A 26723-nucleotide genomic window follows, 5' to 3' on the forward strand; every position below is an offset into this window, starting at 1 on the left:
ATGAGCGACAGGAGAATTCGACCGGCCGTCATCGTCGGCGTAGATGGTTCAGAGGCGGCAATCCATGCCGCCGAGTGGGCCGCCGACGAGGCCTTCAGCCGTGACGTCTCGTTGCTTATGCTTGCGATTATCAAAGCCACCCATTCCTCTGCGGAGGACTACCACCGCGACGTCGCGCACGCCGAGAAATCGCTACGGGCAGCACAAAACGCGATAGAGGCGATGAGAACACCGGTGAAAGTCGAAACAGAGATTCTGCGCGGACGACCGGGCGCGATTCTGGTTTCCGAATCAGACGACGCCGAGATGATCTGTGTGGGATCCGTCGGTATTGGCCGCTATTCCCGGGCGTTGTTGGGTTCGACCGCCACCGAAGTCGCGGAGAAGGCTCATTGCCCGGTCGCGGTGATCCGCTCCCGACCAGATCAGTCTGGACCGAACATCAACTGGATCGTGGTGGCGGTCGGCGACTCACCCGAACGCGACACCGTCGTCGATCAGGCGATGAGAGAAGCACAGCTGCGCAAGCTGCCGGTGCTGGCTATCGCCACTGTGCAAGCAGACGCGGCGGACGCGCCGTCTCACGAACTCGAGAATCGCTTGTGGCCGTGGAGACGCTGGTATCCGGACGTCCGCATCTACCCCGTGACAACGGGCGTCAATGTCACGCGTTTCCTGAAGACCGTCGATGACCTGGTCCCGATGGCTGTTGTCGGCGCCGCCGACGCCGGAGATCTTGCGCAGATCGTTGGGCCGCACGACCGTTCTGTCTTCCCGCATGCCCAATCCTCGGTGCTCATCGTCCGGGAGTGAACGGGCTCTCCAGCGGTGAAGGGGCTCCAGCGGCGATTCGACCGCCGATGGGGCTCTACACGTTGGTCAACCTCTGATCGATGATGCCCTGAGCCGCCTGCATGTGCTTGTTCGCCTGAGCCATCAACGATAGGAATTCGCCGTCATAGTTTGCGGGTGGGCCGGCCACCGCTGCCAGGCACAAATGCCCAGCGAAATGGAAATCCTTAATCGCCGCGTTCAGCTCGGCAGTCAGCTTCTGATCGGGGCTGGGCAAATGGCTCTGCATCTTAACCTCTGCAGCATCATTCATATGCTGGCACGCTGCGGCCAAAGCGCCTGGCCTGAAATGACTGAGCGCTTGGTCCACGTCGTCCGATGCGTCCCGCATGTCGCTGAAGGCTTTGTCCGCGCCTGCCCACCATTGTTGGAGCGCCGTGGCACTCGACGTCGCCGGACGTGCCGAATCGATCGGCCGCGGGTGGTTTGCAACAGCGATACCCGCCGCCCCGCCGGCGAATAAAGCAATCGCTAGCGCCCCGATGAACCAGTTCGCCCGGCGTCGCGACCTGGTTATGGACGGTTCGGGTCCTGTGCGACCGGGACGCCGACCTGCCCAGTCGATTTCCGATCGGATGGGTTTGAGTACTCATCGACGTGGGTCACGATGGTGCTTCTTCCTTCGGGGTTAGCGCTCAAATTCCTTCGGGGTTAGCGCTCAAAGTTTTTACTAGTCTTTGTCTTTCGACGGTAAGTGCGGCGCGCGCAGAGGGCTAGAGTCGTTAGCCCTCAGGTAAGGCCTTCTGGCCATGAGTGCGAATGCGGAAGGCGGCGACCCCAGGAAGGGCCGCCGCCTTCGCCCTCGGCACGTCAGCTAGTCAGGCAGCATGCGGGACGTCCGGAGTTGAAGTCACCGGTTGCGCCACCGGGCCGGTCCGCGCGGGCACCCAGCCGATCAAGGCCAGGTACAGCCCCAGAAACAGCACGATCAGCACCTCCGCAGCGGCGCCGGCGTGCGCCCAACCCATTGTGTCGACTGCGGAGCTGGCGACCGCAAAGTATGCGTGGGAGCCGGCCACCAACACCAGCCCCTGGGCTGCGAACAGCCAACCCACCAACGAGACAATGATTGCTGCCCCACCGCGCCAATACGGATGGAGAGCGATGATCACGAGACCAAACAGCAGTGTGAACACCCCAGTTACAAACGACAACACCGGGTCCGCTTCGAATTTCGACAGCATCGCCCGCATATCGTCCGGCCGCAAAGCAACTACTGCCGCGATAATGACCATGTACGGACCCATCACGCGAGCGAACATGCGCGTCCTGTTCTGGAGTTGGGTTGATGATTCCATTGCATTTACCTCCGTTCGAGGGCTGTCATCCGCCGATGACAACCGGTATGTCTTACTTCGAGATGGTTGATCTCGTAGGAACATCCGATCATCTGGGTGCCGGGATGCGATAGCGGCGGAAGTCACAAACGTCGGGACTTTCGTCAAGTCACTGGCCATGTCTGCTGCCGGCGATGCGATGGCAGCGCTGACCGGGCCCAAACGCATAACGGCGGATTCGCCACGGCCGTCAGGCGGCACGTGGCAGGTCCGGAGTTGAGCTCGCCGGTTGTGGCACCGAGCGAGTCCTCGCCGGAACCCAGCCGACGTAGGCCAGATACAGCCCGATCACAACCTCCACGACGGCGCCGGCGCGCCACCAACTCGTCGCCTCGACTGCTGAGTTGGCCATCGAAAAGTAGGTGTGCGGGCCGGCGACCAAGAACAGCCCTTTGAATGCGACGAGCCAACCCAGCGCCGACACGATGATCGCTGCGGCGCCCCGCCAGTATGGGTGAAGGGCGATGACCACGAGACCAAACAGCAGGATGAACGCCCCAGTTACCCACGACCACAACGGGTCTGCTTCGAATTGCGAAAGCATTGTCCGCATGTCGGTCGGCCGCAAAGCGGCCGTGCCGGCAATGATGGCCAAGTACGGGCCCATCACACGCGCGAACATGCGTGTCCTGTCTTGGGCCGAATGCGACGATTCCATCGGACTACCTCCGCTCAAGGCCGTTCTCCGGCAAGATGACGGCCGGTGTTGTTGTAGTCGAGATGCGTTGATCTCCGTCCGAATATCGGATCACTTGCCTACCAAGATGCGACAGGGTCCGAAGTCCCGGCGCCTCAGGGCCGTTCGTCACCATGTAAGTGGACGTGTCTGTTTTCCGGCATCGGAAGTTATTGCGCCACTACGTACGTACGACGATTACCGGCACCGTCGCCGATTGTGCGACCGCGGTGCTGACCGCGCCGAGACGCATGCCGGCGAATCCGCCGCGGCCGTGACTGCCGAGAACCACCAGTTGCGCGTTGTGGGATTCCGCAAGCAGCCAGTGCGCGGGAGTGTCACAGACCAGCCGACGACTGACGTGTACATCGGGGTAGCGTTCCTGCCAGCCGGCCAGGCGCTCGGCCAAGAGTTCCTCACCTTGGCCCTGATATGTCCGCCAATCCATGCCGAGGATCGGGAAAACCCCGACATCACTCCACGCGTGCAGCGCGATCAGTTCCACTCCTCGCCGGGACGCTTCGTCGAATGCCCACGCCGTCGCCGCTTCGGAGGCTGGCGAACCGTCCACGCCCAGCAGCACGGGCGCTTTCACGTCAACCGGCTCGGCGTGAATGACCGCTACTGGGCAGTGAGCATGCTCAACCACACCCCTGCTGACCGAACCCAGCAGAAGTCGGCCGGGTGCACCCCTGCCATGACTCCCCACGACGATCATCCGCGCGTCCTTGGAGGCATCGACGAGCCCGTCCACCGGATGCGCATGACGCACTTCCGTTCGACAGTCGGGTGGGAGCTGCTCGTCCAACGCGGCACTGAGGCCGTCGCGTGCGTGCTCAATGACGTGTCGCGCGTTCTCCTCTTGCCATTCCGCGACCGTCGTCCGCTCTGGGCTGACCGGCCAGCTGAGAGCCACCGGTTGCACGACATGCATCAGCGTGATGTGTTCGCTACGCAGGGATGCCTCACGGCGCGCCCAGGCTATGGCGGCATCTGATTCCGCCGAGCCGTCGACCGCGATGATGATGCCGTATTTGGTGGAGGTTTCCGACATCTCGTGCTCCTCCGATGCCGAGCGATGGGACAAGCCGTTTCCTTTCATTGACCATTACGGGTTCGGGCGGAGAAAGCCAGGGGCATTGGTCCCTTGGCGACGCGGCACACGGCACCGGCTATCAGAGTCCTCGGACCGCTTCGCCAAGACGGGCCGCCTGACAAAATGTGCTCATGCGGCATACCCTGGCCGCCAACCAACCGGCGGTCGAGCCATACAGCGAGGTACACGAGACGCACACCGGGCTCGTCGTCCTCGTCGGGGATTTGGCGTACAAGGTCAAGAAACCGATTCGCACCGACTTCTTGGACTTCACAACACCGGAACGGCGTGAGCAGGCGTGTCAGCGGGAACTGGAGCTTAACCGGCGGCTGGCACCTGGCAGCTACTTCGGCGTCGCTCACCTGCGGGCTGAATGGGCCGGCACCAAAGAGCCGGTGCTCGTCATGAAGCGCCACCCAGACTCTTCTCGGCTCGCCACGATGGTGCGGCGCAACGAACAAGTCGCCGAGCCGCTCATCGCGATTGCCGAGGCGCTGGCAAGGTTCCACGAAAGTGCCGAACGAGGCCGGTCCGTCGAAGCGCAAGGCACCGTCGCTGCTGTCAAAGCCCGCTGGGAGGCCAACATCGCCGAGCTGCAGCAGTTTGTCGGGACGATCGTGGACCAACAGCGCCTCGAGGCCGTCGAACGGTTGGCGGTGCAATTCGTCGCCGGCCGTGCGCCGCTGTTCACCTCACGCGTCCGCGCGAAACGGATCATCGATGGCCACGGCGATCTGCTCGCCGACGATATCTTCTGCCTACCTGACGGCCCGGAGCTATTGGACTGCTTGGAATTTGACGATAATCTTCGGTACCTCGACACCATCGACGACGCTGCGTTTCTCACCATGGATCTGGAGTTTCTGGGTCGCAAAGACCTCGGAGAGTTCTTCCTAAACCAATACAGCCGGTTGGCCGCCGACCCGGCTCCGCAGTCACTGAAGGATTTCTACATCGCCTACCGCGCGCTGGTCCGGGCCAAGGTCGACTGCGTGCGGTTCACCCAAGGACATAGCAACGCCGCCGCCGACGCATCGCGGCATTTCGATATTGCGCTCGGACATCTGCATGCTTGCTCAGTGCGGCTGGCTGTGGTCGGCGGTGGGCCGGGCACGGGGAAAACCACACTGGCGCACGCCTTGGCCGACCGGGTTGGCGCAACGGTGATCTCCACCGACGAAGTGCGGCGCGTCATGCAGAATTCGGGCGCTATCGGTGGTGAGGCAGGTGTCCTGGACGCCGGCCTGTACTCCGATACAAACGTCGCCGCCGTCTATGGCGAGGTGCTACGCCAGGCCCACGCCCATTTGGGCGACGGCCAATCGGTGATTCTCGACGGCACCTGGCGCGATCCGTACCGCCGTGATCAAGTGCGGCAGCTGGCTATCCAGACGCATTCCGCCGAACTTGAATTGAAGTGTGAGACGTCAGTCAGTACGGCAGCAAGCCGGGTGGCCGCCCGGCCGGCGGAAGGCTTGTCGGACGCGACACCGGAGATAGCGACCGCCTTGGCCGACAGTCAGCATTGGCCCGAGGCACACCACGTCGATACCAGCCAACCGCTATCGGAATCCGTTTGCGCTGCCGAGGAGCTCTGGCGACGGGCCGGGCAACATGCCGCAAACGCACCGGAATGAAGGACTTTCGTCACATCTAGTGGTGCCCACTGGCCGGTTCGAGATTCCTCAACCCCCTAGTAGCGTCAGCGATGCCCGAAATGCCGCGCAGGGAGAAGCCGTGGAAACTCAAACTTACGTGAACGCTGCCGCCGCCGCGCGACGCACGGTAGCTGGTGCCGAGCAACGTCTGCTGCTGGAGTCTGCGCGACGACACGGCACCGATTGATCGCTTTCCATTGACCGAAGAAGGACGACCACGATGCACAACGCCGTCGAACCGAAAGACGCCGAATTGGAGGCAATGGCATGGGGGTTCCTCGGTTCTCCCTACGCCAGCAACCGCTTCGTCGAATGGCCGATCGACCGACGCCTGCATGCCTACCTTCGGCACCAGGGGCTAAGCGATGTCGCTGACGATGGAACCCGGTGTGCCGCGCTGCTCGATCGAGTTATGGCGAACATCGCCTCCGCGTTGGACAGCGGAACACTCAGACCGGATGGGTAGGTACGTCCGGATCGATCATGACAATGGCGCCGCCCAGTAAACCCGAGTGCCACCCTCGGGTGCGGCGGTAATCGAGCAGTCGCCCCCGACTTCTGCCGCCCGTCGCTCCATATTCGCCAGGCCACTGCGCCGCTGATTGCCTTTCGGGATACCGCAGCCGTCGTCGATGACCTCAACTGTCAATTGGTCATCTGCGCGGATACACACCGTCAGGTGGCTGGCCCCGGCATGACGAACGGCATTGCTGACGGCTTCGGTGATAACGGCCTCGGCGTGGTCGGCCAGTACGCCGGGGACGGCTCCCAGGTCTCCCGATATGTCCAGCGTGGTGGCGATGTCGCGGTCTTCGGTGAGCTCGGCGACCCTGTTTTGGATTCGCTGCCGGAGATCCCCGCTTTCGGCTGCGGGGTTTTGCAGTTTGAAGATCGTCGCCCGAATGTCGTCGATCGTGCCTTGGAGATCGTCTACCGTTTTCGTCAGCCGGTCTGCGATCTCCGGCGAACGTGCACGGGCGATGGTGCTCTGGATATCCAGACCGGCGGCAAACAGCTTCTGAATGACGTAGTCGTGTAGGTCATGCGCGATTCGCTCACGGTCGGCGAGAATCGCCACTTCACGCGCATGTTCGCGGCCGGTCGACAATGCCAAGGCGATTGCCGCGTGCTGCGCGAAGTCGCTGACGAGTTCGAGGTAGTCCTCACTGAACGGCGGCTGTTGCTCGGAGCGGGCGATGGTGATCGCCCCGACAACCGTGTCGTCGGCACGCAGCGGCATCACGATCGCTGAGCGTTGGCCGAAATCGGTGAACCCTTCGATCGCGTACCGGAACGAATTCGTGATCAGCGGCTTGCCGCTGCGCACGACACCGCCGGTGGTCGAGCCCTGCACCGGTACCCGCTGACCGATGACCTGGGGGGTGTACCGGCCCGCCGTGGCAGCGACGACAAGAGTGTCAACGTCATCGACGGGCAGATCCGCCTCGGTGGCAACCAGCAGAATCGCCTGCTCGGCGTCGGCCAATTCCAACGCGCGGTCCACGATGAGCTGCAGCGGACGTGTCGCCGGCCCGGCGGTCAACAGCTCGGCGGTGATCTCGCGGCTTGCCTTCATCCACTTCGCCGTTGTGCGTTGTCGCTCGAACAGGCGCGCATTGTCGATAGCGACCGCTGCCGCCGACGCCAATGCCCGCGCGGTGACCTCCTCGGAGTCGGAGAACACGCGATCTGGCCGGTCGTCGCCTAGATAGAGATTGCCGAAGACGGCCCCGCGCACACTAATTGGGATACCGAGAAACGCCAGGATCGGCGGATCCTGTCCGGCAAGCCCGCTCTCCCGCAGATAAGCGGTCAGATCGTTGACACGGAGGGGTTCAGTCATCGGCAGTTCGCCAAGCCGCTTGGCCGCGTCGGCGTCGATTCCTTCTTGGACGACTGACAGCAGATTGCCGTCCGATCCATATATGCCGAGCGCACCGTAACGGGCATCCGCCAGCTCCATCGCCGCTTTGACGATGCCGTGCAACGTCACGTCGAGGTTCTCTAAATTGGAGCCGATGTCGACAATGACCCGTAGCAGCTGCTCCATCTGGTCGCGAGCCGCCAACAGCTCGTCGAGCTGCTCATGCATTCGGCCTACCAGGCCGCGCTGGCCCAATTGGGTGAACGCGGATTCTTCCGCGTCACGCTTCATGAGGGCAAAATAGCAGGTCAGCGGAATGGCGGCCATGGCGTTACCAGAATCTTTACCTTGCGGACCACACCCGATCATGCTCACGGGCCACCGGCGAGCATTGCCAGCAGGTGGTAATCCGGGACTTTCGGCTCTGCCGGCAGTGACCCAAAGACCATGCATGTCCGCTGCGCAGGGGGCACGATTAGCGCATGGTCCGCGCCGGCGACGACGCAGAGCGCAGCGATGAAGAGGAGCGGCGCCAATGACATGCGCCGGCGACGATGCAGAACGCGGCGATGAAAGAGGAGCGGCGCAGATGACAACTGCAGTAATCGACGCCACGGGACTGCAGCAACTGGTGTCGGCGTTGATCGCACGCGGATACCGGGTGGTCGGGCCTACGTTGTCCGACAACGCGATTGTGCTGGCCGAGTTGACCTCCGCGGATGATCTGCCACAAGGCTGGGGGGTGGATGTCGCGCCTGGGCGGTATCGACTGCGTCGCCGCGACGACGATGCGCTGTTCGGCCATTCGGCCGGCCCGCAGTCGTGGAAGCAGTTTCTGCACCCGCCCAGGCAGCGGGTGTGGTCGTCGGACGGAGGCCAACCCGACGAGCCACCACGGTACGCATTCATCGGGGTTCGGGCCTGTGACTTGTCGGCGATCAAGATCCTCGACGGCGTCCTGGGAGTCGGCACACATCCGGACCAAGGTTTCGTCGGCCGGCTACGACGCATCTTCGTGGTGGCCGTCAACTGCACCGAGCCGGGCGGGCTGTGCTTCTGCGCATCGATGGGAACCGGGCCCGAGGTCGGTCCCGGCTACGACCTGGCGCTCACCGAACGCATCGACGCCGATGGCCGCCGCTACCTGGTCGACGTCGGGAGCGACGAGGGAGCCGAGGTGCTGGCTGCGCTCCCCCACTGGCAAGCCGACCAGAATGAAATCGACTCTGCACGAAGCGATATCAGTGCGGCAGCCGACCACATGGGCCGCCAAATGCCGCAGGGCGACCTGCGTGAACTGCTGGTGGTTTCGCGTGAGTCGCCGCAGTGGGAAGACGTCGCCAACCGATGCCTGACTTGCGGGAACTGCACCATGGTGTGCCCCACCTGCTTTTGCACCAGCACCGAGGACACCACCGACCTCACCGGCGAGCACGCCGAGCGCTGGATGAACTGGGCCTCCTGCTTCGAATTCGACTTCACCTACATCCACGGCGGTAGTGTGCGGCAATCGGGTGAGTCGCGGTACCGGCACTGGATAACACATAAGCTCGGCACCTGGCAGGACCAGTTCGGCAGCACCGGCTGCGTCGGATGTGGGCGCTGTATCGCGTGGTGCCCCACCGGAATCGACATCACCGAAGAGATGAACATGCTCGCCGGTCAAGCTGACGACCGCTGGCACCCACGGCCATGCCCCGGAGAAAGCGATGACTGACGTCGCCGCATGGCCGTCGGCGGTCTCGCCGATGACACCGGTTCCCTATCGGGTGCGCACCAGGTTCGTCGAGAACTTCGAATCAGCAACCATTTGCTTAGAACCGGTGGGACAGCGGTTGGCGCCGCCGGCACCCGGCCAATTCATGATGTTGTACGCTTTCGGTGTCGGCGAGATCGCGATGTCGGTCAGTGCTGTCCCGTCCAGCGTCGGCGACGTGCTCGGTCACACCATCCGATCGGTCGGCGCGGTCAGCCGTGCCCTGCACAATGCCGAGGCGGGTACCGTCGTCGGGGTTCGCGGGCCGTTCGGCACCGAGTTTGGTCTAAACGCTTGCGCCGGAAGAGATTTGGTTATTGTCGCAGGCGGCTGTGGGCTTGCCCCGGTGCGACCGGTGGTACTGCAGGCGCTGGCCGAGCGGTCAACCTTCGGCCGCGTGGTGCTGGTTGCCGGCGCACGAACACCACAGCACTTCCTGTTCCGCGACGAGGCCCACGAGTGGGCGCAAAGCCAGGCTCTCGACGCTGAACTGATCGTCGATGCAGCGGGGCCCGAGTGGCCGTGGCAGGTCGGACTGGTCACTGAGCCGCTGCGCCGATTGACGCTAGACCCCCAGCGCACCACCGCGTTTATCTGCGGACCCGAACCGATGATGCGGTTCAGCGCGAAGGCGCTGCTCGATAAAGGCGTGGCCGCCAGCGACATTCGGGTCTCGCTGGAACGGAACATGCAATGCGGGGTCGGCTGGTGCGGTCATTGCCAGCTGGGCCCGCTGCTGCTGTGCCGTGACGGGCCGGTCGTCGGTTACGACGTCGCTGCTCCGTTGCTGCAGGTAAAGGAGCTGTAGATGAGCCCACCCACTTTGGCAGTGTGGAAGTTCGCTTCCTGTGACGGCTGCCAGCTGACGTTGTTGGATTGCGAGGACGAACTACTCGCCATCACGGAGCGGGTGCAGATCAGCCACTTCCTGGAGGCGTCCAGCGCGGTGGTCGGCGGACCCTATGACGTGTCGCTGGTGGAGGGCTCGATCACCACCCCTGCCGACGAGCGGCGCATCAAGGAGATCCGCGAACAGTCCAAAATGCTGGTCACGATCGGCGCCTGCGCCACCTCCGGAGGCGTGCAGGCCCTACGAAACTTCGCCGACGTCGAAGAATTCGCCTCCGTGGTCTACGCACGCCCGGAATACATTGCGACACTGGCCACGTCAACGCCAGCCTCGGCGCACGTCACCGTTGACTATCAACTGCAAGGCTGTCCCATCGACCGCGGCCAGCTGCTCGATACCCTCGCCGCCCTGCTGGTCGGACGCAAACCGCGACTCCCGGCCAAGACGGTGTGCACCGAATGCAAGATGCGCGGCGTGACGTGTGTCGTTGTCGCAGAGGGTATCCCGTGCCTGGGCCCGGTCACCCACGCCGGATGCGGCGCGTTGTGCCCGTCGTATCATCGCGGTTGCTATGGGTGTTTCGGCCCGATGGCCACCCCGAACAGCGCCGCACTGATTCCGCTGCTGCGTCGCGACGGAATGTCCGGCGGCGATGTCGAGCACGTGTTCTCAACATTCAACGTCGTCAATTTCACCGCTGAAAGGAACGACCGGTGACCCCCGAGAGGCGCACCCTCGCCGTCAAGGCACTGACCCGCGTCGAGGGCGAAGGTGCGCTTCGAGTCACATTGACCGGTGACACGGTGCACAGCGCGGAGCTGAACATCTATGAGCCACCTCGGTTCTTCGAGGCGTTCTTGCGCGGGCGGGCGCATACCGAGCCACCAGATCTCACGGCGCGGGTGTGTGGGATTTGCCCGGTCGCCTACCAGGTGAGCGCGTGCAACGCGATCGAAGAGGCGTGCGGCGTAAGCATCGATCCAGAGCTGATGGCGCTTCGACGGTTGCTGTATTGCGGGGAATGGATTCATAGCCACGTCCTGCACATCTACCTGTTGCATGCTCCGGACTTTCTCGGCTACCCGGACGCGATCGAACTCGCCAAAGACCGCCGCGAGTTGGTCGAACGGGGCCTGGCGTTGAAGAAGGCCGGGAATCGGTTGATGGAGCAACTCGGTGGCCGGGCCATTCACCCGATCAACGTCCGGCTGGGCGGTTTCTACTCGGTACCCTCACGCGATGAGCTCAAACCCCTCGCCGAGACGTTGCGAAGGGCTATGGACGATGCCCTCTACACTGTTCGAACAGTCGCCGAATTCGATTTTCCCGACATCGAATTCGACCACGAGCTGCTTGCGCTGACGCACCCGGACCGGTACGCGATCGAGAACGGGGCCATTTCGCGAAGCGCCGGGTCCGCGTTTGCGGTTGCCGACTTCCTCGACCACGTGGTCGAATCGCAGGTCGCGCACTCCACCGCCTTGCACGCCACCCTAGACGGTGCTCGTTACCTGACCGGCCCAATGGCACGGTACTCGCTAAACTCGGCTGCGCTGTCACCCATCGCTCGGCAGGCGGCGGCGGAGGCGGGGCTCGGCAGCCAATGTCGAAATCCTTTCCGCAGTATCATCGTTCGAGCGGTCGAAGTGGTCTACGCGATCGAAGAGGCGCTGCGCCTCATCGCCGAATACCAGCGGCCATCGCGACCATTCGTCGAGGTGCCGGCCCGCGCAGGTATCGGTCACGGCGTCAGCGAGGCTCCACGCGGGTTGCTGTATCACCGCTATGAGATCGGCGAAGACGACCTGATCAAGTCGGCCACCATCGTGCCGCCCACTTCGCAGAACCAAGCTGCGATCGAACACGATATGGCTCAGCTGGTGGCCGCCAATCTGTCGCTGGACGATGCGACGCTCACATCGTTGTGCGAGCGGTCAATCCGAAACTATGACCCCTGCATCTCATGCTCGGCGCATTTCCTCACGCTGAAAGTTGAGCGTCATTGACACCCAACGCCATCATCATCGGCATTGGCAACGACTTTCGCCGCGACGACGGCGTCGGCCTCGCGGTCGCCCAGCGGATTGCAGAACGTAACCTTCCCGGCGTGCGCGTGCTCAGCGGGATCAGCGAATCCACCGCGATGCTCGACGCCTGGAGCGGTGCTTCGCGTGCCGTCGTCGTCGACGCGGTGACCGGAGCGAACTCGGATCCCGGCCGCATTCGGCGGTGGACAGGACCCGACCTCGAGACCTCTGCCGTAGTCAGCTCGCACGCACTTGGCCTGGCGCAAACGTGTGCTTTGGGCCAAGCCCTGGCCCGGATGCCCAACGAATTGGTGGTTTTCACTGTCGACGTTGTCGACACGAATCACGGGATCGGGCTGACTCCGGCGGTCGCGGCCGCCGTGCCGAATCTGGTCGACGTCATAGTAGCCGAGCTCAGTCGCTGAATACCTGTTGCCGGTCTTCGGCTTCCGGCCGCAGGTGGCGCCCCGTCACCTTCTCGGTTCTAATCCGCACAAAGTAATCGCGCCGACCTCCTGTCCACGGGCGCGAGAAGATCCCCGACAGCTCAGTCAAATCGGGCACATTGGTGATCACCTGTGCGTGCCCAACGACGGTGACCGTCCATCCGCAGTGCAGGGCGGCGTCCATCTCATCGGCCTCGAACGCCACCACGCGGTTGCCTGATGCGGCGGCGAGCACCGCCGGATCGGCGATCCGGATTACCACGTCGCCGCGCCACCAACGGAAGTCCACCGGTTGGACGGCGGGCAGGGCGCGCTCGGTGAAAATCAGACGACCCAGTGGGACCTGCCTCAGCAGTGCCAGACATTGCTCGCGGTCGAGCTCCTCGAGTTCCCGTAGCGACGTCATAACTAGTCCCCTGCTATCCATCCGAAGCGAGTCGGGCATCGTTCGATGCCTGCTTTGTCAAACGCGATGCGGCGCGCTCGATACCGGTTGCGAGTTCGTCAACGTCGGATGCTGCATCGTAATCGGCGGTGATTCCGAAGACTAGGTCGTCGGCATAGCTCAAAATCGCGATACCAGTTCGGACTTGGAGTGCGATCGGCAGAATCGGCAGTAGCCGGATAACGGGTTGCCCCATGACGCGCAGTCGCCGGCGGGGACCAGGGACATTCGTCGCCACCGTGACAACGGCGCGTTGCGGTAGGCGCGTCAACGCTCGCATGGCCCATGCCGTAACTGTGAATGGGATCAGATTCGTAGCCGCGACCACCAAACTGCCGGCTTGCCCCTGACCGCTGCGCTTTGCTTTCGTCAAACGACTATGCACCACCCGCAATTGCTGCACCGGATCGGGCTCCTCTACCGGAAGGTAAGGCAGCAATAGCGAAACGCGATTGTTGACCTCGTCCAGCGCGTCGTGGGAGCGCACTGATACCGGCACCAAAGTGCGCAGTGACCGAGCTCGCGGCCGTTCGCCACGACGAATCAAGGCTGCGCGGTAGCTGTCGGTAATCGCGGCCAAAGCAACATCATTGATCGTTGCACCGTACGCCTCGCAGACCTTTATCACGTCGTCCAGAGACACACGCGCGGCGGCATAACGCCGCATCCCCGTGACATGCCCTCTCAGCCCCGAGCGTTCCGCAGGGCGAACAAGTGAGGCGCCGATCTCGAGCATTCCTTCAAATGCCCGCGCTGCGCCCGCGGACACAGTCAGCGACGTGCGCCACAACCCGCTGGCCCAATCAAGGGGATTAAGTGTGAAATGCGGTGGACGGACACCGTCGGGCGATTCCGTAGCCGGGTGGATCTCGCTGGCGAACGTCTCGTCCCGACCCTGGTCCGACAGACGCGAGAGCAACTGCGTGGTTGCGATGCCATCTGCGATGCAGTGGTGGATCTTCATCAAAATCGCCCACTGACCATCGCCGAGGCCCTCGATCACCCAGCATTCCCAAAGCGGATGATCTCGATCGAGCCGTCGCTCCATCAGATCTGCGGCCAGTCGGAACAGCGCCGCGTCGTCACCAGGGTGCGGAACCGCCGCGCGACGCAGATGGTGGGAGAGGTCGAATGCAGCGTCGTCCACCCACGCCGGCGCGCCGAGATCGAGTGGATGCGTGCGTAATACCTGCTTGAACCGCGGAACTTCTGCCAGCCGCTCACCCAGACCCGCCACGGACAGAGCGAATTCGGGCATCGGCCCCCCGAGCACCGCTAACGCGCCGACAGCGAGGCTGATGTGCGGATCTGAGTCCTCGGCTTCGAGGAAGCTTGCGTCAAGAGTCGACAAATACTCCATGTAAAACACTCTGCGCCGCAGGCACATTCTCGCGCGAGAGGCGGAAGTCACAACTCCGGAGGCCCACTGGACTCCAGCTGTGGCGCCGAGTTGTGCGGAGACCTATCGCGGCATAGCCGCGACCAGAGGTGTGTCGACACCTACCGGTCCAAGGCTGGCAGCTCCCCCGGGCGAGCCGAGCGGACCCGCGCGGCCCGGAAGCGCGTCATGGAAGAAAGCGGCGTTGTCGGCAAGGTGTTGCCGTTCGTCTTCCGGCAGATCGATTTCGTAATAGATCGCACCGACCCGGCAAGTCGATTTGCAAGCGCCGCAATCCACGCACTCATCCGGATTGATGTACAAAGACCGTGCACCTTCATAGATGCAGTCAACCGGGCACTCCTGAACACAGGACTTGTCCATCACATCCACACACGCTTTGCCGATCACGTAGGTCATGCCGTTAAGATTAGCGGAGTGCGGGTCTAGCTGATCGTAGCCGAAAGACCTGTGCTAAGAGGACCAAAGTCCTTGCTATAGCTCCCGATATCCGTGTCTCACGTGTTCGGCTGCTGCTGCGACCGTTCTACCTTGGTGGCGAATACCGCAGCCTGCGTGCGGCGTTCCATCCCCAGCTTGGCCAGTAGCCGGGAGACGTAGTTCTTTACCGTCTTTTCGGCCAAAAACATCCTGTCGGCAATCTGCTTATTGGTCAGGCCCTCGCTGAGCAAACTCAGCAAAGTGCGCTCTTGATTGCTGAGACCCGATAATGGATCAGGTTTTTCGGCCTCCCCCCGTAGCTTGGACATCAACGCAGCGGCGGCACGGTTATCCAAGAGTGACCGCCCGGCACCCACATCCTTCACAGCCTGCGCCAATTCCATACCCTTGATGTCCTTGACGACATAGCCGCTCGCGCCGGCGAGGATTGCGTCGAGCATCGCCTCATCAGAAGTGAACGATGTCAGCATCAGACACCGCAAGTCGGGCATGCTGGATAACAAGTCGCGGCACAACTCGATGCCATTGCCGTCCGGCAAGCGCACATCGAGCACCGCAACGTCCGGGCGCGCCGCAGGGATCCTGGCCATCGCTTCGGCGACCGAACCTGCCTCGCCTACCACGTCGAGTTCAGGATCGGTTTTGAGCAATTCGATCAATCCCCGACGTACTACTTCGTGATCGTCGACTAGGAAAACTGTAACCACAGTCAACCCCCTCCTACGGATGCATCGACTGCTCACAAGTGACTGCCGTGCACGGTGAGCACGGTGCATTCTACGCGCTGCGGCGCACCCAAAAGGTCGCGTTGACCGTTAACGCCGGTAACGACAAGCTGGACGGATTCGCCAAGCTCGGCAAGATACGTGCAGAGATCGCCATGGAAGGCGGCGGAGTCGACAACCACGTCGGGATACATCCGTCGCAAGTGGGTGATCCAGCGATCCAATTGTGCCTGGGCTAAACGGTTCCCGCCAACGAGATCTTCGGGTACCTCCGCGTGCCATAGCGCGACGGCACGCAAGGGCGCTCTCCGTAGCCTCGCCTCCTCGAAGGCTTGTTGGAGCACTCGATCGTTTTCAGCTTCGACGACAATGGTCTCGGTGTCAGGGCTTGGCGACCATGGCATGTCTCGGTGGACCACCGCCACCGGGCAGCGAGCCACACCCAGCAGAGCCCTCGCGACCGAACCTTCGCCATAGCGGGCGTGCTTGATCCCCATTGATCCGATGCAGATCATTGCCGCCGATCGCGATTGCTCGCTCAGTTTGGTAAGTGGATTTCCCCAGAGAATTTCGGTTTCGATCTTGACCGGTTTCCCGATCGCCTCGACAGTTCGCTGCGCGCCGTCCAGTGCCGATCGGGCAGTAGCGAGGTGGGCGCCTTCCGCGCCGGGAGTGGCAAGGTCGACGGCATCGACGACGTGTACCAGGCGCAGCGGGATATCCCGGCTGACCGCCTCAGGAACCGCCCACAATGCTGCCTGGGTCGCGGGCTGCGATCCGTCGACGCCGACGATTACCGAGGAGGCTGGACTAAGGTTGCGCATCCGAGGCCTCCTTTTCTGCCGGGCATACTCATTTGCCGACTTCTGACGTTAGGCGCAGGCCACTTGTGCGTTTAGGGCCATAGGTCCTCGGATCGTGGGCACTCGGCTCTCTCGGTCGAATCGGACGTCGAGGCCTCTCATCTCACTCCGCCGGAAGGGTCGGATGGCACGAGCTCGGGGACCAATGGCCGTGTCATCACCGAACGGTTGCGGAGAACGATCGGCGCCAGGTGAACATCGGAGGTTGCCATGGCTGTCGCGACAGCGGAGGCTGAAATAATCAAGCAGGCAGTAATTTTGGCCTGCCGCGCCCCGTCGCAGCACAACAGCCAACCTTGGCAGTGGGTTGCCGGACCGAGTGCGCTGCAGCTATTCCTCAATCCCACCCGAGTCTTGGACGATGACCAGTCGCACCGAGAAGCGCTCATTGGTTGCGGCGCCGTCTTGGACCACTTGCGGGTCGCGATGTCGGCGGCTGGATGGAAAACACATATCAGCCGTTTCCCCGACCCGGAAAACCCGAATCATCTGGCGTCGCTCGAATTCACCTCCATGGATCGTGTCACCGACGATGATCGCCGCCGAGCCGACGCAATCCTGATGCGCCGGAGCGACCGGCTTCCCTTCAACGGGCCGACTGACTGGGATGCGTTCGAGCCCTTGCTGCGCAGCGTTGTCAACGCCGATGCAGTACGTCTGGACGTGGTTTCGGACGATCTGCGCCCCCAGCTGGCGGAGGCGTCGCAAATTGCCACCTCGTTGCGCCTCTACGACTCCGCATATCACGCCGAAATTGGTTGGTGGACAGGGCAGTTCCGGATGTCTGACGGGATTCCCTACAGCTCGCTGGTATCGGCAGCGGAGGACGATCGGGTCGACGTCGGTCGGTACTTCCCGCTGATCCAAGGCGGCGAACGTCGCATCGAAATTCCTGAAGATCATGCGAAGATCGTGCTGCTGTCCAGCGATTCCGACAGTCGCGCCGACGCGTTGGCATCTGGTGAGGCACTCTCCGCAGTATTACTGGAATGCACGATGGCCGGGTTGGCCACCTGCGCCTTGACACATATCACCGAGGTCCGCGCTACTCGTGAACTCGTCGCCGCGTTGATGGGTTACGACAGTCAGCCGCAGGTTTTGATACGGGTGGGAGTGGCGCCCGTCGTCGAGGCGTTGCCTCCGCCGACACCGCGGCGGCCACTTGCCGACGTCTTCCGCGTGCAGAGCTGACGGCGCCCCACCGCGCAATGCGTCCTGAGCTCCGGGCGCTGCTAATTGAAGGCAGTACCGTCCAAGTAGGTAACAACATCCGAAAGCGGGCGACGCGGGGTTGCGGGCAACGCCTCAGCCTCGGCCGGTGCCCAACCGATTCTCAATAACATCTGCGGGTATCCGCTGGTGCCGAAGACATCGGCACGCACCTCGTCGCGGATCTCGCTGATTTCCAACGGCTCGGTGATCGGGCAGCTCGCAAGCCCCAACGCCGTCGCCGTCAGCAACACCAGGCTGGTGGCTTCCCCCGCGCGTAGCCGCGCCACGTCGTCGTCGTCTCGGGTGCCCAGCGCCAACACCACGGCGTCGTCGTGAATAGGCGCAGTTCCGTTTGGCTCGGTCAGCGCTGGAACGGCAAACACCCGACGAGGAATTACCGTCGTTGGGTCGAGACGAGGTGCGCTGCGCGCCGGCACACCAGCCTGAGAGGCGTATCGCCCGCTCCACATAGACAATTCGGCGAGGTATTCATAGCTGTCGGCGTGCCGGTAAGCGGCCTCGGCTACCAGTTCGCTCAAACTAGTGAGCGATTCGACCTTGCGCAGCATCACACCCGTGCGGGCGGCGCGGGCGCCCATCAACGAGATGTCGGCGGGTGAAACAGGCCTCGAGCTGTAATCCCGCCGATCTGTACGCCGCTGCGGAATCGCAGCCGCCAGTGCGACATCGATCTCGGTGGCCGGATAAGGCTCGAGTTCTATCGCCGCGAGGTGGCTGCTATCCGCGGGATTGGGGAAACGGTGCGCCTTGGTCAACCAACCCACGGCCGCGAATGCAACAACGCAGTGATTGAGCGCGATGCCGCAACTGATCATCAGATCCCGACTGTCCGGGTCGGTGCTGGGCAGCTGCAAACTCGGGTTCGAGTACAGATGGACACTGTTATCGCCGACACGCCACAACCACGGCTGAGTGTTGTGCACTGACGGTGCACGGACGGCCATCGTCAACGCCGTCCGGATGGTCGCCCGGTCGGGGAAACGTGTACTCATTTCTGCTACCTCTGTTCACTATCTGCCATCCGTGGCGCTGCCCGGGGGAACGCGATCCGGCCAGCGCCAGAAGGCCCTAAGGCTGACGGACCACTATCACCGGAACGTGCGCCGCGTGGGCCACCGCCGTGCTGACCGAGCCCAATAGCATTCCGGTGAATCCGCCTCGACCACGACTGCCGACCACGACGAGCTGGGCCGACTCAGCCTCGTCGAGCAGGTGACGGGCAGGGTTGTCGCTCACGATCTTGGGATGAACGGTGACATCCGGATGGCGTTTCATCCAACCGGCCAGACGATCAGTCAAGGCTTGCGGTGGAACCGCCAGGTCGCCTGACCATTGCACATTCAGAACCGGTAGTAGGTCCGCATCTCGATAGGCATGCAGGGCGACCAAATCCACGCCTCGCCGTGACGCCTCGTCGAACGCGATCTCGGTGGCCAATTCCGACGCCGGCGATCCGTCGACTCCGACGACGACGGGAAGATTCGAGGGCTTCGACCCGGACACCACCGACTCGTGGATCACCGCTACCGGGCAGTGCGCGTGATGGAGCAAGCCGTTGCTGACCGATCCCAGCAGAACGCGGCTCATGGCGTTCTGCCCGCGAGATCCCACCACCACCATTTGTGCTTGCTTGGATAGGTTGACAAGCGTTGACACCGGCACCGAAAAGAACAGCTCGCTCTTGATTTCCGGAGGGGTCTCGTCCTGGGCGCTGTCTTGGGCGATCTTGATCGCCTCGGCAAGGATCTTTTGTCCGGCCTCTCCCAGTGCTGGGTCCTCCTCGGCGGGAACGGGAAGTGGTGTATCGGACAGCAGCCACGGTGTGGGTCCCCAAGCGGGTGTGACGACAATGTGGACGAGGGTGAGCTGCACACTGCGCATGCTTGCCTCACGCGTGGCCCACCGAATAGCAGTCTCGGACGACGACGACCCGTCGACACCGACCACAATGCCCAGACCTGTTGCAGAATTCGGCATTTCGCTAATTCCTCCGTGTAGTCTCAGCTCAGGCAAGTGGCCTGATGTCGATAATGCTAATGGGTGCGCAGTCGTCGGTCAGGGGGATTTAGTCCCTACCCGACAGGCCGTTCGTCTCTCCCGGCCAGGTCAGGCGTTCGCAGCTTGCTCGCCGATCACCCGGGCACGGCGCAGAGTCGCCAGCTCGTCGCGGGACAGTCCCAGGCCGGTCAGGATCTCGTCGTTGTGTTGGCCGAGAGTCGGCGGGGCGAAGCGGTGGTGCCGAACAGGCCCGGGAGTGATACGGAACGGCCACCCGGGGTAGCGGTGCCGGCCGGTGATCGCACGCTCGTACTCCTCGTAATAGCCGCGCGCATCCAGCTGCGGCACGTCATACATCCGCTCGGGTGTGATGACCTCCTCGGCGGGAATCTCGCGTTTCCGAAGCGCCGCAACGATATTCGACGGCGACTGTGTTTGCGTCCAGGCGGCGATGACCTGGTCGAATAGGTCATGGGCGGCCGCGCGGCCATCGGCTGTTGCCAACCGGTCATCCTCGAGCAGCTGCGGTTGACCCATCGCCTCGACCAGCGCGGACCAGTCGTTGTCGTCGCGCACCGACAGCGCAACCCACGCATCGTCGGTGCTGGTCGGGTAGACACCCTGGCAGTAGCCGCGCTGCCGGTTCCCCTGGCGCGGGCGGACGATCCCGTTCATCGAATACTCGATCACCGGTTCGGCGGTGACGGCGGCGGCGACTTCGATCTGCGCAATCTCGATCAGCTGACCTTCGCCGGTGCGGCGGCGGTGCTCGAGCGCGGCGAGCAGCGCGACACCTGCGTGCACCCCGACGATCGGATCGGCGGGGCCCTGCACGTTGCACGGCGGACCGTCGGCGTAGCCCGTCGCCGCCGACATGCCGGAAACCTGTTCGATGTTCAGCGCCCAGCCGACCCAATCCCGCCATGGGCCGTCGAGGCCGAATCCTGGCATGCGGACGGCGATTACATCGGGTCGCAGCGCTACCAGCGACGGGTAGTCCAGACCGAACTGCTCCACCACCCGTGGCGAAAAGTTCTCCACGACAACGTCGGCCTGCGCGGCAAGCCGTCGTGCGAGTTCGCGACCTGCCTGCGAGGTCAAATCCAGCGTGATATCTCGTTTGTTGAGGTTGGTGGCCTGCCACAGTGCGCTGCGCTCATACCAGTCGTCACCCTCGTGTGGAAATGCCCCGGAGTAGCGGAATCCGTCGGGTCGCTGGATCGACTCGACCTTGACCACGTCGGCACCGAACGCGCCGAGGTAACAGGTGAGGTATCCACCGGCCCAGAAAGTCGTGAGGTCAAGGACTTTCACCCCGGCAAACGGCAGAGACGGGTCCGCGATCTCGGCGGCCGGCCAGACTCCACGGGGTTGTGCACTCTCCGGCATCGCCGGTGTCTTCGAGAATCGAAATGCCGGGCCCGGTCGTCGAAAAGACCAGCCCTCTCCCCCGGCATCGACGAAGAATTCCCGCTTGACATATTGCGGACACTCCAGCGCGGTGACGCCGTCTGCGACCGGCGCCGCCGGAATACGCAGTGCCTGACTCAGTTCGACGATTTCGGCGACGGTTCGCTCGCTCAACCAGGGCTGAGCCGCTGCGAAGAATTCGGCACGCTCCGGACCGCCCATCTGAATGGCGTACTGTTGCTCACCGAATTCCGCCAGTTCGAGCATCGCGCAGACGTCGAGCCAGTGCTGCCCGGTCAGGCAGTTGATCCCGACCCAGCCGTCGCCCGCGCGGACGACACCCAGCATGGGAGCCTGACGCACGTTGGTGGGCAGGCCCAGCGTGCGCATCCGCTCGGCCATCAACATCGGGTACGGCAGCGTGGACAGCAGTGCCTCGAACACCGAGACGTCGACCTCGGTCACCCGACCGGTAGGTGGGATCCGCAGCGCCGTCAGCGCGCCCAGTGCGGCGTAGGCACCCGCGACGTATTCGGCGATCCGGGCACCTGCCTGGACGGGAGGGCGGTCGGGATCGCGTGCTGAAACCCAGCCTGATGCCGCCTGCAAGGTCAGCGACGTCGCCACTCGATCACCAAATGGCCCGTGCTGCCCGAAGTTTGAGATGCGCACCACGACGAGGCTTGGATTGATGTCTTGCAGTACATCGACTCCGAGTCCGGATTTATCCAGGGTCCCGGGAGTCGACGCGTCGATCAGGACATCGGCGTCGCCGATGAGCTCACGTGCGACCGCTGCCCGGCGCTTGCCGGCGTTGAGGTATTCGAACAGCCCGCAGCGATCGGGGTCGGGTTGGTCACCGGGAAACGGGCCCCACCGGCGCAGTGAATCCCCTTCTGGCCCTTCGATTTTAGTGACGTCAGCGCCGAGGTCGACGAACAGTTTGCCGCAGTAGGGGCCTGAGATCTCGTTGGCGATCTCGACCACGCGAAGCCCGTTGAGGGGCCCTGTCACCTGCGCCACTCCTCAATGCCGGCTGCGCCGGCATCTTCGTCGTCGGCGCGCGTCATACGGGCAGTCCCATGGCCTTCGGCTCCATGTACTGACGAATTCCGATGATCCCGCCGCTTTCCCGGCCGATCCCACTCTGGTTGAAGCCACCGAACGGCGCACCGCCGGGACCGAAACCGTTAACGGCGATCTGCCCGGTGCGCACCCGACGAGCAACGGCGACCGCACGGTCCACGTCGGTCCCCCACACCGCGCCGGAAAGCCCGTACTGCGAGTTGTTCGCGATCCGCACCGCGTCGTCGTCGTCGCTGTAGCGCAACACCGACAGCACCGGTCCGAACACCTCTTCCTGCGCGATGGTCGCATCCGGAGTGACCTCGGTCAGGATCGTCGGTTCGAAATAGAAGCCGGTATCCAAGCCGGCCGGCCGGCCGCCGCCGGTAACCAGCTTGGCGCCATCGTCGAGGGCTCGGTCCACGTGTTCCTGAACGCGTTGCAACTGCGCGGCGCTGATCAGTGGACCCATCTGCACCTCGGGATCGGTGGGATCACCGACCTTCACGGCGCGGGCCAGTGCGACCAGCCGATCGACCACCTCGTCGTGGATAGAGTCAGGAAGCAGCATCCGGCTGTGCAAGATGCAGGCCTGTCCGGCGTGGAACGAGCAGGACTCGAAGAGCATTCGCTCCAACGTCTCGTCGCTTAGCACGACATCGTCGAGCACGATGCTGGCCGACTTGCCACCGCACTCCAGCAGCAGCCGCTTCATACTGCCGCCGGCCGCTGCCATCACGTGCCGGCCGACTACCGAGCTTCCGGTGAAGCTGACCATGTCGATGCGCGCGTCGACGGTCAACAGCTTGCTGGACTCGATATCGGACGGCGTCACGACATTGACCACGCCAGGCGGAATGTCGGTGTGCTCGTCGATGATTCGCGCCAGCGCAAGACCAGCAAGTGGGGCCAGTGGTGAGGGTTTGAGCACGACGGTGTTGCCCGCGGCCAGTGCTGCGCTCACCTTCATGACATTCAGATAGTGCGGGAAGTTCCACGGCGTCAGAATCGACACCACCCCGAGTGGCTCATAGCGCAGCAACGTGGTTCCGGCCGCGCCGTACGCGTCGATCTGCTCCTCGACCGGATGGCTGGCCAGTTCCGCGATGTTCAACGTGGTAAACGCTGCCCCGTCGATGTGGATGACTCGCTCGTTGGCGGTGCAACCCCACTCCAATTGACCCAGCGCGTAGAACTCGTCCGCGTGCTCCAGCAACGCCGCACCGAGCTGGTTGAGCCAGCTCGCCCGCTGCTCGGGTCCCGCGTCGGCCCACGGCCCGGCGTCGAACGCGGCCCGGGCGGCCGCGATCGCGCTCTCTACCTGGGCCGGACTCGGGTCAGGAGCGGAGGCGATAACCGCCTCGGTGGCCGGATTGATGTCGTCGTAGCGCCCGTTCTCCGGTTCGACCCACTGCCCGTCGATGTAGACCGCGTAGCTGTCGATGAGTGAGCGTTGTTCAGCCATGTTGATTCCTTCGGACGGTCTGGCGGCTCAACGTTTGGTGTACACCTGTCGGCCTGCTGTCGTCAATGGTCAAGATCGGGCTCCGACTACCGCGTGCCTATTTCTGCTTGACGGCAAGCATATTGACATTGCCGGTACCGCCAGAGTAAACAGAGTGCACCGGACAGATCGTATGAAAATGTACGACCGCCGTGGTGTACCGAGGGAGGCCCGTGCACGCGAAGTCTTCGTCGGCCATCCCGCTGCATTCCCCCGACTTCTACGCCGGCGATCCTTATCCGGCCTACCGCGAGCTGCGCGCAACGGCGCCCGTGTGCTGGAACGATGTCACCAAGTTCTGGGCCTTGCTCAAGTACGAGGACATCCGCTTCGTGTCGAGCAGCCCGGCTCTGTTCACCTCGACCAAGGGCATCACCATTCCGGATCCGGCAATGCCGAGCCCGGTGCAGGAGGGCAACCTGATCTTCAGCGACCCACCGCGGCACCGGCAGCTGCGCAAGCTGATCAACTCGGGGTTCACCCGGCGGCGGGTGGCCGTGCTCGAACCGAAGATTCGCGAGATCGTCCGTGGGATTCTCGACGGCATCGAACCCGGCTCGGTGCACGAGTTCGCAGAGGAGATCGCCGCTCCGCTGCCCACTCGCATGATCGCCGAGCTGATCGGCGCCCCGCCCGACGACTGGGAGCAGTTCCGCGCATGGTCGGATGCGGCCACCGGAACCGCCGACCCCGAGATCGAACTCGACTCGTTCGTGGCGATGGGACAGCTCTTCGAGTACTTCCAGAAGCTGATCGCAGCCCGCCGGGCCGAACCGCGAAACGACCTCCTGTCGGTCCTTGCCGAAGCCGAGATTGACGAACACCGGTTGACCGACGAAGACCTGCTCAACTTCGCGTTTCTGCTGCTGGTGGCCGGCAATGAGACCACCCGCAATCTGATCGCGCTGGGCACCCTCGCGCTGATCTCGCACCCCGACCAACGCCGCCTGCTGGTCGAGGATCCCGCATTGATCCCGGGCGCCATCGAGGAGATGCTGCGGTGGAACAGCCCGGTGGTCCACATGGCACGCACCGCAGTGGCCGATGTGGAGATCCGCGGCCAGCGGATCGCCGAGGGCGACGTGGTAGTGATGTTGTACGGGTCGGCCAACCGCGACGAAGACGTATTCGGTAGCGACTCAGAGGAGTTCAAGGTAACTCGCCATCCGAACCCACACATCGCGTTCGGGTGCGGCGAACATTCGTGCGTCGGCGCGCAACTGGCGCGTCTGGAGGCGACGGTGATGTTCGAGGAGCTGCTGGGCCGCTTCCCCAGGCTCGAGCTGGCCGGTCAGGTCGACCGGATGCGGGCGACCATGGTGCCCGGGGTCAAGCGAATGCCGGTCCGGCTGGGGGCCTAATGCGACTCGACTACACCCCCGAGCAAGAACAGCTGCGCGACGAGATCCGCGCGACGATGGAAAAGGTCATGACGCCGGAACGGCAGGCCGCCGTCAGCGAACGCATGGAGGGCGGTCCCGCGGTACGCGAATGCGTACGCGCTCTGGCGGCTGCCGATCTGCTGGGTGTGGGTTGGCCCAAAGAATTTGGTGGACGCGGTTTCTCAGCAATCGAACAGTTCATCTTCGCCGAAGAGGCGAGACGGGTGAACGCGCCGATTCCCCTGGTGACCCTTAACACGGTCGGCCCGACGCTGATGCAGTTTGGCACCGAGGAACAAAAGCAGACGTTTTTGCCGGCAATCCTCGACGGCAGCATCGAGTTCGCGATCGGCTACTCCGAACCGGAGGCCGGCAGCGACCTGGCCTCGCTACGCACCACCGCGGTCCGCGACGGAGCCGAGTATGTGATCAACGGCCAAAAGATGTTCACCAGCGGCGCCGCCTACGCCGACTACATCTGGCTGGCCGCGCGCACCGATCCAAACGCCAAGAAGCACAAGGGCATTTCCATCTTCATCGTGCCCACCTCGTCGCCCGGATTCTCCTACCAGCCGCTGCACACCATGCCGGGCATCTCCACCTTCTACACCTTCTACGACAATGTGCGGGTCCCGGCGAGCGCGATCGTCGCCGGTGAAAACCTAGGCTGGCAGCTGATCACCACCCAGTTGAACTTCGAACGGGCCGCCCTGGGCAACCTCAGCGCGCTCGAGCCGTTGTTCGAGCAGACGCTGCAGTGGGCAACCAGCACCGAACTCGACGGCGGTCGCGTCATCGACCAGCCCTGGGTGCAGATGACGCTGGCCCGGGTCGAGGCGCAGGTCGCCGCATACAAACTGATGAACCTTCGGGTTAACGCCGCGATGACCCAGGGGATGCTCAACATGGGCGAAGCCTCAGCAGTGAAAGTCTTCGGTACCGAGCTGACCCAGCAGGTCGCCGGCCAGCTGCTGGAAGTGCTTGACCACAACGGGTTACGGCGCGGCGCCGATGCACCGATGCGTGGCGCGCTGGAATCGGCCTATCGGGTCGCGGTCATCAGCACGTTCGGCGGTGGTGCCAACGAGATTCAACGAGACATCATCGCGATGGCCGGATTGGGCATGCCGCGAGCACCACGTGACCTTCGCGCGACGGACAAGTCAGGAGGATCAACTCAGTGACCGACTCAGATACCGAGTTCCGTAACAAGCTGAAAGCGCTTGTCGGCCAACCCACCGGCGGTGCCGGAAAGCCGTCGGTGGCGCCGGATCCGGTCAATCAACCGATGATCCGGCATTGGGCATACGCACTCGCCGACATGAACCCTGTCTATCTCGACCCGGAGTTCGCGGCCGCGTCGCGGTTCGGCGGCATTGTGTCACCGCCGGTCATGCTGCAAACGTGGACGATGCCGTCGCCGAAACTGGAGGGCATCGGGGAGCGGGGCGGTGCGCCGATGGAGATCACGAACAATCCCACTGCGTTCCTCGATGAGGCCGGATACAGCAGCACCGTGGCAACCAACTCGGAGTTCGAGATCGAGCGCTACCCTCGGCTGGGCGACGTCATCAGCGCGACGTCGGTATTCGAGGAGGTCTCCGACGAGAAGAAGACGGCGAAGGGGACCGGCTTCTTCCTGACCTGGTTGATCACCTATACCGATCAGAACGGTGAGGTGCTGGGGCGCCAGCGA

The 26723-nt window shown here is 63.4% G+C and carries 26 protein-coding genes; 12 read left to right on the plus strand and 14 right to left on the minus strand.

Annotation, left to right across the window (positions count from 1 at the left end):
* On the plus strand, positions 1-813 hold the full coding sequence (locus VKI00_RS33430) for a universal stress protein (protein ID WP_324447586.1): 813 nt from the start codon (positions 1-3) through the stop codon (positions 811-813).
* 55 nt (positions 814-868) lie between these two features.
* Here VKI00_RS33430 and VKI00_RS33435 read toward each other — a convergent pair whose 3' ends face one another.
* From VKI00_RS33435 to VKI00_RS33450, 4 genes are all read right to left on the minus strand, one after another.
* On the minus strand, positions 869-1183 hold the full coding sequence (locus VKI00_RS33435; RefSeq protein WP_324447587.1) for a hypothetical protein: 315 nt from the start codon (positions 1181-1183) through the stop codon (positions 869-871).
* Between the two features lie 487 nt (positions 1184-1670).
* Positions 1671-2099, minus strand: coding sequence for a hypothetical protein (locus tag VKI00_RS33440; protein ID WP_324447609.1), 429 nt, complete (start codon positions 2097-2099; stop codon positions 1671-1673).
* A gap of 280 nt (positions 2100-2379) precedes the next feature.
* Positions 2380-2811 (minus strand): hypothetical protein, encoded by a 432-nt coding sequence (locus VKI00_RS33445; protein WP_324447588.1) that lies wholly within the window; start codon positions 2809-2811, stop codon positions 2380-2382.
* Between the two features lie 235 nt (positions 2812-3046).
* A complete protein-coding gene (locus VKI00_RS33450) occupies positions 3047-3919 on the minus strand; it encodes a universal stress protein (protein ID WP_324447589.1) in 873 nt (290 codons plus the stop codon).
* Positions 3920-4092: 173 nt separating this feature from the next.
* Between VKI00_RS33450 and VKI00_RS33455 the strand changes: the two genes are divergently transcribed.
* The gene (locus VKI00_RS33455) at positions 4093-5598 is read left to right on the plus strand and encodes an AAA family ATPase (RefSeq protein WP_324447590.1); all 1506 of its coding nucleotides are present in this window, start codon (positions 4093-4095) and stop codon (positions 5596-5598) included.
* Between the two features lie 241 nt (positions 5599-5839).
* Positions 5840-6085, plus strand: a complete 246-nt coding sequence (locus VKI00_RS33460) for a hypothetical protein (protein WP_324447591.1) — start codon at positions 5840-5842, stop codon at positions 6083-6085.
* Between the two features lie 15 nt (positions 6086-6100).
* Here the strand turns inward: VKI00_RS33460 and VKI00_RS33465 are convergent, their stop codons facing one another.
* Positions 6101-7774 (minus strand): GAF domain-containing protein, encoded by a 1674-nt coding sequence (locus VKI00_RS33465; protein WP_414687359.1) that lies wholly within the window; start codon positions 7772-7774, stop codon positions 6101-6103.
* Positions 7775-8072: 298 nt separating this feature from the next.
* Here VKI00_RS33465 and VKI00_RS33470 point away from each other — a divergent pair, with 298 nt between their 5' ends.
* From VKI00_RS33470 to VKI00_RS33490, 5 genes are read left to right on the plus strand one after another with little or no spacing between them, the layout of a single operon-like run.
* Positions 8073-9200: a 4Fe-4S dicluster domain-containing protein gene (locus VKI00_RS33470; RefSeq protein ID WP_324447592.1), complete on the plus strand. Its 1128-nt coding sequence runs from the start codon at positions 8073-8075 to the stop codon at positions 9198-9200.
* The gene (locus VKI00_RS33475) at positions 9193-10047 is read left to right on the plus strand and encodes an FAD/NAD(P)-binding protein (protein WP_324447593.1); all 855 of its coding nucleotides are present in this window, start codon (positions 9193-9195) and stop codon (positions 10045-10047) included. Before VKI00_RS33470 ends, VKI00_RS33475 begins: the two co-directional genes overlap by 8 nt.
* On the plus strand, positions 10048-10806 hold the full coding sequence (locus tag VKI00_RS33480) for an oxidoreductase (RefSeq protein ID WP_324447594.1): 759 nt from the start codon (positions 10048-10050) through the stop codon (positions 10804-10806).
* Positions 10803-12095: a Ni/Fe hydrogenase subunit alpha gene (locus VKI00_RS33485; RefSeq protein ID WP_324447595.1), complete on the plus strand. Its 1293-nt coding sequence runs from the start codon at positions 10803-10805 to the stop codon at positions 12093-12095. Before VKI00_RS33480 ends, VKI00_RS33485 begins: the two co-directional genes overlap by 4 nt.
* Complete coding sequence (locus VKI00_RS33490; protein WP_324447596.1) at positions 12092-12541, plus strand: hydrogenase maturation protease; 450 nt, start codon at positions 12092-12094, stop codon at positions 12539-12541. Before VKI00_RS33485 ends, VKI00_RS33490 begins: the two co-directional genes overlap by 4 nt.
* Here the strand turns inward: VKI00_RS33490 and VKI00_RS33495 are convergent.
* The 5 genes from VKI00_RS33495 to VKI00_RS33515 form a co-directional block, all read right to left on the minus strand.
* Positions 12531-12968, minus strand: coding sequence for a pyridoxamine 5'-phosphate oxidase family protein (locus VKI00_RS33495; RefSeq protein WP_324447597.1), 438 nt, complete (start codon positions 12966-12968; stop codon positions 12531-12533). The genes VKI00_RS33490 and VKI00_RS33495 overlap by 11 nt on opposite strands.
* Before the next feature lie 13 nt (positions 12969-12981).
* The gene (locus VKI00_RS33500) at positions 12982-14367 is read right to left on the minus strand and encodes a wax ester/triacylglycerol synthase family O-acyltransferase (protein WP_324447598.1); all 1386 of its coding nucleotides are present in this window, start codon (positions 14365-14367) and stop codon (positions 12982-12984) included.
* 102 nt (positions 14368-14469) lie between these two features.
* Positions 14470-14805 carry a ferredoxin gene (fdxA, locus tag VKI00_RS33505; protein WP_324447599.1) on the minus strand — a complete coding sequence of 112 codons (336 nt, stop codon included), beginning with the start codon at positions 14803-14805 and terminating at the stop codon, positions 14470-14472.
* A 98-nt stretch (positions 14806-14903) separates the two neighbouring features.
* Positions 14904-15554 (minus strand): hypoxia response regulator transcription factor DosR/DevR, encoded by a 651-nt coding sequence (dosR, locus tag VKI00_RS33510; protein WP_324447600.1) that lies wholly within the window; start codon positions 15552-15554, stop codon positions 14904-14906.
* Between the two features lie 32 nt (positions 15555-15586).
* Entirely contained in the window at positions 15587-16396 is an 810-nt protein-coding gene (locus VKI00_RS33515) for a universal stress protein (protein ID WP_324447601.1), read from the minus strand.
* Between the two features lie 249 nt (positions 16397-16645).
* Between VKI00_RS33515 and VKI00_RS33520 the strand changes: the two genes are divergently transcribed.
* Positions 16646-17626, plus strand: coding sequence for an Acg family FMN-binding oxidoreductase (locus VKI00_RS33520; RefSeq protein WP_324447602.1), 981 nt, complete (start codon positions 16646-16648; stop codon positions 17624-17626).
* A 41-nt stretch (positions 17627-17667) separates the two neighbouring features.
* Here the strand turns inward: VKI00_RS33520 and VKI00_RS33525 are convergent, their stop codons facing one another.
* From VKI00_RS33525 to VKI00_RS33540, 4 genes are all read right to left on the minus strand, one after another.
* Positions 17668-18660 (minus strand): Acg family FMN-binding oxidoreductase, encoded by a 993-nt coding sequence (locus VKI00_RS33525; protein WP_324447603.1) that lies wholly within the window; start codon positions 18658-18660, stop codon positions 17668-17670.
* Between the two features lie 76 nt (positions 18661-18736).
* Positions 18737-19645 (minus strand): universal stress protein, encoded by a 909-nt coding sequence (locus VKI00_RS33530; protein WP_324447604.1) that lies wholly within the window; start codon positions 19643-19645, stop codon positions 18737-18739.
* A gap of 129 nt (positions 19646-19774) precedes the next feature.
* Complete coding sequence (locus VKI00_RS33535; RefSeq protein ID WP_324447605.1) at positions 19775-22090, minus strand: CoA transferase; 2316 nt, start codon at positions 22088-22090, stop codon at positions 19775-19777.
* A 52-nt stretch (positions 22091-22142) separates the two neighbouring features.
* Positions 22143-23606, minus strand: coding sequence for an aldehyde dehydrogenase family protein (locus VKI00_RS33540; protein ID WP_324447606.1), 1464 nt, complete (start codon positions 23604-23606; stop codon positions 22143-22145).
* A gap of 242 nt (positions 23607-23848) precedes the next feature.
* On the opposite strand from VKI00_RS33540, the gene VKI00_RS33545 reads away from it, so the two are divergent.
* From VKI00_RS33545 to VKI00_RS33555, 3 genes are all read left to right on the plus strand, one after another.
* Positions 23849-25006, plus strand: coding sequence for a cytochrome P450 (locus VKI00_RS33545; RefSeq protein WP_324447611.1), 1158 nt, complete (start codon positions 23849-23851; stop codon positions 25004-25006).
* The gene (locus VKI00_RS33550; RefSeq protein WP_324447607.1) at positions 25006-26211 is read left to right on the plus strand and encodes an acyl-CoA dehydrogenase family protein; all 1206 of its coding nucleotides are present in this window, start codon (positions 25006-25008) and stop codon (positions 26209-26211) included. Before VKI00_RS33545 ends, VKI00_RS33550 begins: the two co-directional genes overlap by 1 nt.
* A partial coding sequence (locus tag VKI00_RS33555; RefSeq protein ID WP_324447608.1) for an FAS1-like dehydratase domain-containing protein occupies positions 26208-26723 on the plus strand: 516 nt, incomplete at its 3' end. The genes VKI00_RS33550 and VKI00_RS33555, both read left to right, overlap by 4 nt.

This window comes from Mycobacterium sp., from assembly GCF_035314665.1.
Classification (GTDB): domain Bacteria; phylum Actinomycetota; class Actinomycetes; order Mycobacteriales; family Mycobacteriaceae; genus Mycobacterium.

Excerpts from the sequence above, each read along its gene's own strand:
- VKI00_RS33430 (WP_324447586.1), top strand. The coding sequence starts at position 1 with ATGAGCGACAGGAGAATTCGACCGGCCGTCATCGTCGGCGTAGATGGT.
- VKI00_RS33445 (WP_324447588.1), bottom strand. The coding sequence starts at position 2,811 with ATGTTCGCGCGTGTGATGGGCCCGTACTTGGCCATCATTGCCGGCACG.
- VKI00_RS33495 (WP_324447597.1), bottom strand. The coding sequence starts at position 12,968 with ATGACGTCGCTACGGGAACTCGAGGAGCTCGACCGCGAGCAATGTCTG.
- VKI00_RS33440 (WP_324447609.1), bottom strand. The coding sequence starts at position 2,099 with ATGGGTCCGTACATGGTCATTATCGCGGCAGTAGTTGCTTTGCGGCCG.
- VKI00_RS33460 (WP_324447591.1), top strand. The coding sequence starts at position 5,840 with ATGCACAACGCCGTCGAACCGAAAGACGCCGAATTGGAGGCAATGGCA.
- VKI00_RS33515 (WP_324447601.1), bottom strand. The coding sequence starts at position 16,396 with ATGCGCAACCTTAGTCCAGCCTCCTCGGTAATCGTCGGCGTCGACGGA.
- VKI00_RS33435 (WP_324447587.1), bottom strand. The coding sequence starts at position 1,183 with ATGCGGGACGCATCGGACGACGTGGACCAAGCGCTCAGTCATTTCAGG.
- VKI00_RS33500 (WP_324447598.1), bottom strand. The coding sequence starts at position 14,367 with ATGGAGTATTTGTCGACTCTTGACGCAAGCTTCCTCGAAGCCGAGGAC.
- VKI00_RS33525 (WP_324447603.1), bottom strand. The coding sequence starts at position 18,660 with ATGAGTACACGTTTCCCCGACCGGGCGACCATCCGGACGGCGTTGACG.
- VKI00_RS33530 (WP_324447604.1), bottom strand. The coding sequence starts at position 19,645 with ATGCCGAATTCTGCAACAGGTCTGGGCATTGTGGTCGGTGTCGACGGG.
- VKI00_RS33540 (WP_324447606.1), bottom strand. The coding sequence starts at position 23,606 with ATGGCTGAACAACGCTCACTCATCGACAGCTACGCGGTCTACATCGAC.
- fdxA (WP_324447599.1), bottom strand. The coding sequence starts at position 14,805 with ATGACCTACGTGATCGGCAAAGCGTGTGTGGATGTGATGGACAAGTCC.
- VKI00_RS33450 (WP_324447589.1), bottom strand. The coding sequence starts at position 3,919 with ATGTCGGAAACCTCCACCAAATACGGCATCATCATCGCGGTCGACGGC.
- VKI00_RS33470 (WP_324447592.1), top strand. The coding sequence starts at position 8,073 with ATGACAACTGCAGTAATCGACGCCACGGGACTGCAGCAACTGGTGTCG.
- VKI00_RS33455 (WP_324447590.1), top strand. The coding sequence starts at position 4,093 with ATGCGGCATACCCTGGCCGCCAACCAACCGGCGGTCGAGCCATACAGC.
- VKI00_RS33465 (WP_414687359.1), bottom strand. The coding sequence starts at position 7,774 with ATGAAGCGTGACGCGGAAGAATCCGCGTTCACCCAATTGGGCCAGCGC.
- VKI00_RS33550 (WP_324447607.1), top strand. The coding sequence starts at position 25,006 with ATGCGACTCGACTACACCCCCGAGCAAGAACAGCTGCGCGACGAGATC.
- VKI00_RS33480 (WP_324447594.1), top strand. The coding sequence starts at position 10,048 with ATGAGCCCACCCACTTTGGCAGTGTGGAAGTTCGCTTCCTGTGACGGC.
- VKI00_RS33520 (WP_324447602.1), top strand. The coding sequence starts at position 16,646 with ATGGCTGTCGCGACAGCGGAGGCTGAAATAATCAAGCAGGCAGTAATT.
- VKI00_RS33475 (WP_324447593.1), top strand. The coding sequence starts at position 9,193 with ATGACTGACGTCGCCGCATGGCCGTCGGCGGTCTCGCCGATGACACCG.